The sequence below is a fragment of the Rhodococcus sp. P3_B8 genome (genome assembly GCF_056402775.1).
On sequence record NZ_JBFUGT010000290.1, the window covers coordinates 1 to 8,158 of the forward strand.

Here is an 8,158-nt window from a genome sequence, read left to right on the forward strand (position 1 = left end):
ACGCCGAGGCCCGCCGCATCCTGAAGCGCCTCCGCCGCACCAAGGGCGACGCATCCGCAGCACCCGCACAGGAGACGGCGGCCGCCGACGCGGGCTAGTCTCGGAGTATGTCCGCTCCCAGGGTCGCCGTGGTCGGCAGCGTCAACATGGACCTACTGACCGCGACCGAACGGTTGCCCGCGCCGGGAGAGACGATCCTGGGCAGCGCCTTTGCCGCCACCCCCGGCGGCAAGGGCGCCAACCAGGCGATCGCGGCCGCGAGGGCCGGCGGAGCCGTGACGTTCATCGGTGCCGTCGGCTCCGACATGTTCGCTCTCGACTTGCGGGAGGCCCTCGTGGACGCCGAGGTCGACACGCGGTACCTGCGTGAGGTGGACGGGCCGAGCGGGATCGCGGCGATCACCGTCGACGCCGCCGGCGAGAACAGCATCGTCGTGGTTCCGGGCGCCAACAGCACCGTGGTGGACCTGACCCCCGCCGAACTCGCGGCCGTCGCGGACGCCGACGTCCTGCTCTGCCAACTCGAGATCCCCCTGGGCACCGTCGTTGCCGCGGCGGCACACGCCGCGGCACACGACACCGTCGTGATGTTGAATCCGTCACCAGTGCAGCCACTTCCGGCCGAACTCGTCAAGCTGGTCGACGTGCTCCTCGTCAATCAGACCGAGGCGGCGCAACTCGGCGCCGAGGTCACCGGCGCTGTCTCCCACGTCGTGACCACGCTGGGGTCGTCGGGCGCGGACTACGCGGGCAGCGACGGCACAACGCTCCACACCGACTCCTCCGAGGTCGAGGTGGTCGACACGACCGGGGCCGGCGACGCGTTCGCCGGCGCCCTGGCCGTCTCGTGGCGACGCGGGCCCGCGACCGCCGTCCCGTTCGCGTGCACGGCGGGCGCGCTCGCCACCACCCGCCGAGGCGCCTCCACCTCGTCGCCCACCCTTGCCGAGATCGAGGCGGCGCTGCCCGCCTGAGCGAGCTCCTGCGGTCGCCCGGATCCTCCGTGTCACCCGTGTCGTGCACCATGGGGGGCATGACGACCGCCACCGAACCCGCACTCCGTGACGAGGCCGAACGGCTGCTCCGCGAGCTGGCAGGCGAGCACGCCACCCTCCGCGACGACCAGTGGACGGCGATCGAGGCGCTCGTGGTGGGCCGCAGACGGGCGCTGGTCGTCCAGCGGACCGGCTGGGGCAAGTCGGCGGTCTACTTCATCGCCGCGAAGCTCCTGCGGGCGCACGGGCACGGCCCCACGGTCATCGTGTCGCCGCTCCTGGCACTCATGCGGAACCAGGTGGCCTCGGCCGAGCGGGCGGGTGTGCGCGCCGCCACCATCAATTCCGGGAACGTCACCGAGTGGGACGACATCCACGCCCGGGTTGCCGACAACGAACTGGACGTGCTGCTGGTAAGCCCCGAGCGTCTCAACAATCCCGACTTCCGCGACCAGGTCCTCCCCTCCCTCGCCGCCGACGCGGGCCTCGTCGTGGTCGACGAGGCGCACTGCGTGTCGGACTGGGGTCACGACTTCCGCCCCGACTACCGGCGGATCCGCACACTGATCGCCGAACTGGGCGAGGGCATCCCCGTGCTGGCCACCACGGCCACGGCGAACGACCGCGTCGTCTCCGACGTCTCCACGCAGCTCGGGGTGGGCGGCGCCGAAACGCTCGTCCTCCGCGGCGGCCTCGAACGGGAGTCGCTGCACCTGTCGGTCGTGCAGATTCCGGAGGCCACCGCCCGGGCGGCGTGGCTCGCCCAGAAGCTCGACAGCCTGCCCGGCTCGGGCATCATCTACGCGCTCACCGTGTCGGCGGCGCGGGATCTGGCGAGCCTGCTGTCCGAGCAGGGCCACACGGTCGCCGCGTACACCGGGCAAACCGACGCCGCCGAGCGCGAGACCCTCGAGCAGGACCTGCTCGGCAACCGCGTCAAGGCCCTCGTTGCGACGTCCGCGCTCGGCATGGGGTTCGACAAGCCCGACCTGGGGTTCGTCGTGCACCTCGGTGCGCCGTCGTCCCCCATCTCCTACTACCAGCAGGTCGGGCGTGCCGGACGGTCCACCGACCGCGCCGAGGTCATCCTGCTGCCCGGATCCGAGGACAAGCAGATCTGGAGTTATTTCGCGTCCGTGGCGTTCCCACGGGAGCACGTGGTACGCCGGGTGATCGAGGTCCTCGACACCGACCGGCCGCAGTCCACGCAGGCGCTCGAGCCGCTGGTGGAGCTGGGCCGCACCCGGCTGGAGATGGTGTTGAAGGTGCTCGACGTGGACGGGGCCATCCGCCGGGTGCGCGGCGGCTGGGTGGGCACCGGGGAGCCCTGGACGTACGACGCGGACCGCTACGAGCGCCTCGAACGCGCCCGCGAGTCGGAGCAGCAGGCGATGATCGACTACCAGCGGATCAGCACGTGCCGGATGGCGTTCCTGCGCGAGCAGCTCGACGATCCGGGTCTGGCGGCGGGGACCTCGGAGTGCGGCCGGTGCGACAACTGCACCGGAGTGCGCCACGACGCGACCGTGGACGCCGAGGYGGTGCAACAGACCAGAACGCGTCTCGAGCGCCCAGGCGTGGACCTGGCGCCCCGTAAACAGTGGCCTACGGGCCTCGCGAAGCTCGGCGTGGCGCTGTCCGGGAAGATCACGGACAGCCCCGAGCCGGGGCGCGTCCTGGGCCGGCTGTCCGACCTGGGCTGGGGACAGCGGCTGCGTTCCCTGCTCGACGAACCGGACGGACCTGCCCCCGACGCCGTCCTGAAGGCCTGCATCCAGGTGCTGGCCTCCTGGGACTGGGCCGAGCGGCCCACCGCCGTCATGGCGGTCGAATCCGCCACCCATCCCCTTCTGTCGGCGTCGATCGCGGGGCAGCTCGCCGCTGTCGGACGCCTCACTGACCTGGGAGTTCTGCGGCTGCGCCCGGAGCATCCGCCGGTGTCCGCGGCCAACTCCGCCTACCGGGTGGCCGGGCTCGTCGACGCCTGGGAGGTCCCCGACCTTCCTGCCGGCGCCGGACCGGTGTTGCTCGTCGACACCCTCACGGACACCGGCTGGACCCTCACGATGGCCGCCCGGACGCTCCGCGCGGCGGGTGCCGCGTCGGTCCTCCCTTTCGCGCTCGCGAGTCTCAAATAGGCGAAGTGTGTCGCTTGCGGTTCACCCAAAAGTTACATAATGTGATGAGCATCACTTTGCACGTCTCACCTGCAAAGCTCCGCCACCTGAGCTGTCCAATTTCGCGAGGCACGTGAAATCGAAGGGGATGGTTGTTAGGTTCGAATTTCCAATGACGCCTGTTCAGAAGAGTGCCATCCCGACCACCGCGCCGGACGCGGTGTTGTTCAGAAGTCCAGAGATCACTGACGGAGTCCGGCTCTGGGAGATCGCCAGGAACACGGAAGTGCTCGATCTCAATTCGAGCTACGCATACCTGTTGTGGTGTAGAGATTTCAGCCGCTCGTCGGTCGTCGCAGTCGTCGACGAGCGCGTCGTGGGATTCGTATCGGGCTTCATCCGCCCCGAATCCCCAGCGACGCTGTTCGTCTGGCAAGTCGCCGTAGACGCAGACCAGCGCGGCAAGGGAATTGCAGGTCGCATGCTGAGCGCGCTGCTCGACCGACTTGCACCCGAAGGGATTACCCATCTCGAAACGACGATCAGCCCCGACAACGAGGCCTCGATCGCGCTGTTCACAGCATTGGCGCGTCGCCGAGATACGGCGATCAACAAGCAAGAATTGTTCTCCCCTAACGATTTTCCCGATGGACACGAAGCCGAAGATCTGTACACGATCGGCTAAGAGCATGCCCCGGAGGAATGCAGCAACATGACTAACTTCGATACGAACATCTTCGACAACCTCGAATCCGAGGTTCGCAGCTACAGCCGCGGCTGGCCCGCCGTCTTCGAGTCGGCGTCCGGATCGTGGATCCGCGACGAGAACGGTCGCGACTACCTCGACTTCTTCGCCGGTGCCGGTTCGCTGAACTACGGCCACAACAACCCGGTACTGAAGTCGGCGCTCGTCGACTACATCGTCAGCGACGGCATCACGCACGGTCTCGACATGTCGACCGTGGCCAAACGCGACCTGCTCCAGACCTTCCAGGACAAGATCCTCAAACCCCGCGGTCTCGACTACAAGGTCCAGTTCCCCGGCCCCACCGGCACCAACACGGTCGAGGCCGCACTGAAACTGGCGCGCAAGGTGACGGGTCGTTCGTCGATCATCAACTTCACCAACGCTTTCCACGGCATGACGCTCGGCGCCCTGTCGGTCACCGGTAACTCGATGAAGCGCGCCGGCGCCGGAATCCCGCTGGTGCACGCCACCCCGATGCCGTTCGACAACTACTTCGACGGCGTCACCGAGGACTTCCACTGGTTCCGCCGCGTGCTCGACGACTCGGGCAGTGGCCTGAACCGTCCGGCCGCTGTGATCGTCGAGACCGTGCAGGGTGAGGGCGGCGTCAACGTCGCCCGCGCAGAGTGGCTGCGCGCCCTCGCGGACCTGTGCGCCGAGCGCGAAATCCTGCTGATCGTCGACGACGTCCAGATGGGCTGCGGACGCACCGGACCGTTCTTCTCCTTCGAGGTCGCCGGCATCACCCCGGACATCGTCTGCCTGTCGAAGTCGATCAGCGGCTACGGCCTCCCGATGGCGCTGACGCTGTTCAAGCGTGAGCTCGACGTGTGGGGCCCGGGCGAGCACAACGGCACGTTCCGCGGCAACAACCCGGCGTTCGTCACGTCGAAGGTGGCCCTCGACCACTACTGGTCCGACGACACCCTTCACAAGTCGACGCTGAAGAAGGGCGAGAAGATCCACCAGGCGTTCACCGATCTGGCGAACCAGTTCGACGGGTCCGTCTCCACCCGCGGTCGCGGCCTCGTCCAGGGTCTCGTGTTCGACGAGCCGGAGAACGCGGGCAAGGTCTGCAAGCTCGCCTTCGACGAGGGCCTGCTCGCGGAGACCTCCGGACCGTCGGACGAGGTGGTCAAGCTCCTGCCGGCGCTCACCATCACCGACGAGGAACTGGACCACGGACTCGCGATTCTCGCCGACGCCACCGGCAAGGTTTGCAGCTAGAGAGAGGACTGACACTCACATGATCGTTCGTACCACCGCAGAAATCACCGACACCGAGCGCGACATCACCAGCGAGGACGGAAACTGGCGCAGCAAGCGCATCATCCTCGGCGGCGACAAAGTGGGCTTCTCGTTCCACGAGACCACGATCAAAGCGGGCTCGGTCAACGAGTTCCACTACGCCAACCACGTCGAGGCCGTCTGGCTCGTCGAGGGAACCGGCAAGTTGATCGACCTCGACAACGACAAGGTCTACGAACTCGGCCCCGGTTCGATGTACCTGCTCAACGGTCACGAGCGTCACCGTGTCGAGCCCGACACCGAAATGCGCATGCTGTGCGTCTTCAACCCGCCCGTCACCGGGCGTGAGGTCCACGACGAAAACGGTGTCTACCCGTTGATCGAGGTTCCCGCGTAAGTTCGACCCCATGGCCGACGACGCTGCTGTTCCAGCTATAGCCATCGGACCCGCCCCGGACCCGCTCCTCGAGGATGCGGTGCGCCGGGGCGGTGCCCGTGTGGCCCCCCTCGACTCCGCGGACGCCCTGGTCTGGACCACGGGTCCGATCGGGTTCCCGGACCCGCTTCCCGAGAACATCCGCTGGGTGCAGTTGAACTCCGCGGGTGTCGAGGAGTGGTTCGCCGCGAAGGTGATCAGACCCGACACCACCGTGCTGTGGACGTCGGCGGCGGGCGCGTTCGCCGCCACCGTCGCCGAGCACGCGCTGACGCTGCTGCTGGCCGGGGTGCGGGCACTCCCGGAGCACCTCGAGGCGAAGACCTGGYGGCAGCAGGAGTTCTATTCGAAGATCGGCACCCTACGGGGCACCACCGTGGCCATCGTGGGTGCCGGCGGAATCGGCCGGGCACTGATCCCGATGCTCGCGGGCGTCGGGGCCGACGTCATCGCGGTCAATCGCTCCGGCAGCCCGGTGCCGGGCGCGATCGAGACGCTTCCCACCACCCGCCTGGGCGAGGTGTGGGCCCGCGCGGATCACTTCGTGATCGGGGCTCCCGCCACCGACGCCACGCACCATCTGGTCGGGGCGGCGGAATTCGCGCAGATGAAGCCGACCGCGTGGGTGATCAACGTCGCGCGCGGCTCGCTCGTTCACACCAATGCACTGGTGAAAGCGCTGCGGGACAACACGATTGGCGGAGCGGGACTCGACGTCACCGATCCCGAGCCGCTTCCCGACGGCCACCCGCTGTGGGATCTGCCCAACGTGATCATCACCCCCCACGATTCCAACCCGCCGTCGGTGCGCCCCCCGGCATTCGCCGAGCACGTCGCGCTGAACGTCACCCGCTTCGTCGCCGGTGAGAATCTCACCGCTCTGATCGATCCTGTCGTCGGGTACTGAGCCGGCGCTACCCTGGAGTGCGTGTTCGCCCGACTGATCGACGTACTCGGTGGCCGGCGCCTGTGTGTGATCACCGGCGCCGGCATTTCGACGGATTCCGGGATCCCCGATTACCGGGGTCCGGATTCGCCACCGCGCAATCCCATGACGTACCAGCAGTTCACCGGTGATCCCGATTTCCGCCGCCACTACTGGGCGCGGAACCACCTCGGCTGGCGCCACATGGACGCCGCCCGGCCCAACACCGGCCACCGCGCCCTGGCGGGGCTCGAGCGGGCGGGTGCCGCGAGTGCCGTCATCACCCAGAACGTCGACCTGCTGCACACCAAGGCAGGCAGTCGCCGGGTGATCGACCTGCACGGCACGTACGCCCAGGTCCGGTGCCTGACGTGCGGCACCCTGATCTCGCGGGCCACGCTCGCCGACCGGCTCGAGCGCGCGAACCCCGGTTTCGCCGAAACCGTCGCTGCCGCACAGGGAGTGGAGATCGCACCGGACGCCGACGCGGTGATCACCAGCACCGAGCATTTCCGGATGGTCGACTGCGAGACGTGCGGCGGTCTGCTCAAACCCGACATCGTGTACTTCGGCGAATCCGTCCCGAAACCGAGGGTCGCCGCCGCCTACGACGTGGTCGACGAAGCCGAGGCACTCCTGGTGGCCGGCTCGTCGCTCACCGTCATGTCGGGACTGCGGTTCGTCCGGCACGCCGCCAAACGCGGAATCCCCATCGTGATCGTCAACAGGGGCACCACGCGCGGCGACGAGTTCGCCACCCTCACGCTCCACGCCGGCTGTTCGGAAGCACTCACCGCACTGCTCGACGCGTCCTCCGCGCTGCCCGCGTGACCGTCAGAGCGGCACCAGATCGTCCGCGTGAACGACGGGACGCTGCATCTCCGCGGGCAGTTCCTGGGTCGACTTGCCCAGGATGTCGCTGATCTCCGCCGAGTCGTAGGCCACCACTCCCCTGGCCACGGGACGCTCGTCGGGGCCGAGGAGCGACACGACGTCGCCGCCGTAGAACCTTCCCGACACCGCGCTGATCCCCGCGGGCAGCAACGACCGCCGCTTGGTGACGACGGCACGCACAGCGCCCTCGTCGATGTGCAGGATCCCCTGCTCGTCCGCGGCGTGGCGTACCCAGAACTTGCGCGCCGACAACCGCGACGGCCGGGCCGCGAACGCCGTCCCCACCCCGGCGTCCCGCAGCGCTGCCCCGGCGTCCGAGGCGGCGGCGAGCAGCACCGGCACGCCGGCATCGGCCGCGAGGCGCGCTGCCGACAGCTTGGACGCCATCCCGCCGGTGCCGAGAGCGCCGCCCGAGCCCGCGACCACCCCGTCGAGATCCTCGGGGCTGTTCACCTCGGCAATCAGCGTGGCATTGCCCTTGCGGGGGTCGCCGTCGTACAGCCCGTCGACATCCGACAGCAGGACCAGGGCATCGGCGCCGACCAGGTGCGCGACGAGCGCCGCGAGCCGGTCGTTGTCACCGAATCGCAGCTCCGCCGTGGCGACGGTGTCGTTCTCGTTGACGATCGCGACCGCGTGCAGCGCGCGCAGACGGTCGAGGGTGCGTTGCGCGTTGCGGTGCTGCGCGCGGCGGGCGATGTCGTCCGCGGTGAGCAGCACCTGCCCGACGGTGCGGCCGTACCGGGCGAACGACGTGCCCCAGGCGTGGGCCAGCGCCAGCTGGCCCACGCTCGC

8 protein-coding genes are annotated in these 8,158 nt (G+C 68.7%); 7 read left to right on the forward strand and 1 reads right to left on the reverse strand.

The genetic code is table 11. The features are described 5' to 3' along the window. Positions 1 to 107: 107 nt before the first annotated feature. The 7 genes from AC1D1G_RS37620 (at position 108) to AC1D1G_RS37650 (ending at position 7,300) form a co-directional block, all read left to right on the forward strand. The gene (locus tag AC1D1G_RS37620; protein WP_317567616.1) at positions 108 to 974 is read left to right on the forward strand and encodes a ribokinase; all 867 of its coding nucleotides are present in this window, start codon (positions 108 to 110) and stop codon (positions 972 to 974) included. A 59-nt stretch (positions 975 to 1,033) separates the two neighbouring features. Then, the gene (locus tag AC1D1G_RS37625; protein ID WP_477956117.1) at positions 1,034 to 3,133 is read left to right on the forward strand and encodes a RecQ family ATP-dependent DNA helicase; all 2,100 of its coding nucleotides are present in this window, start codon (positions 1,034 to 1,036) and stop codon (positions 3,131 to 3,133) included. 151 nt (positions 3,134 to 3,284) lie between these two features. Continuing rightward, positions 3,285 to 3,797 (forward strand): diaminobutyrate acetyltransferase, encoded by a 513-nt coding sequence (ectA, locus tag AC1D1G_RS37630; RefSeq protein ID WP_009474013.1) that lies wholly within the window; start codon positions 3,285 to 3,287, stop codon positions 3,795 to 3,797. A 27-nt stretch (positions 3,798 to 3,824) separates the two neighbouring features. Next, on the forward strand, positions 3,825 to 5,087 hold the full coding sequence (ectB, locus tag AC1D1G_RS37635) for a diaminobutyrate--2-oxoglutarate transaminase (protein WP_283333612.1): 1,263 nt from the start codon (positions 3,825 to 3,827) through the stop codon (positions 5,085 to 5,087). 19 nt (positions 5,088 to 5,106) lie between these two features. Continuing rightward, positions 5,107 to 5,505, forward strand: coding sequence for an ectoine synthase (locus tag AC1D1G_RS37640; protein ID WP_005248060.1), 399 nt, complete (start codon positions 5,107 to 5,109; stop codon positions 5,503 to 5,505). 10 nt (positions 5,506 to 5,515) lie between these two features. After that, positions 5,516 to 6,451, forward strand: coding sequence for a D-isomer specific 2-hydroxyacid dehydrogenase family protein (locus AC1D1G_RS37645; protein ID WP_477956118.1), 936 nt, complete (start codon positions 5,516 to 5,518; stop codon positions 6,449 to 6,451). 21 nt (positions 6,452 to 6,472) lie between these two features. After that, on the forward strand, positions 6,473 to 7,300 hold the full coding sequence (locus AC1D1G_RS37650; protein WP_477956119.1) for an NAD-dependent protein deacetylase: 828 nt from the start codon (positions 6,473 to 6,475) through the stop codon (positions 7,298 to 7,300). A gap of 3 nt (positions 7,301 to 7,303) precedes the next feature. Here AC1D1G_RS37650 and proB read toward each other — a convergent pair. Continuing rightward, a partial coding sequence (gene proB / locus AC1D1G_RS37655) for a glutamate 5-kinase (protein WP_477956120.1) occupies positions 7,304 to 8,158 on the reverse strand: 855 nt, incomplete at its 5' end.

Excerpts from the sequence above, each read along its gene's own strand:
- AC1D1G_RS37620 (WP_317567616.1), top strand. The coding sequence starts at position 108 with ATGTCCGCTCCCAGGGTCGCCGTGGTCGGCAGCGTCAACATGGACCTA.
- ectA (WP_009474013.1), top strand. The coding sequence starts at position 3,285 with ATGACGCCTGTTCAGAAGAGTGCCATCCCGACCACCGCGCCGGACGCG.
- ectB (WP_283333612.1), top strand. The coding sequence starts at position 3,825 with ATGACTAACTTCGATACGAACATCTTCGACAACCTCGAATCCGAGGTT.
- AC1D1G_RS37640 (WP_005248060.1), top strand. The coding sequence starts at position 5,107 with ATGATCGTTCGTACCACCGCAGAAATCACCGACACCGAGCGCGACATC.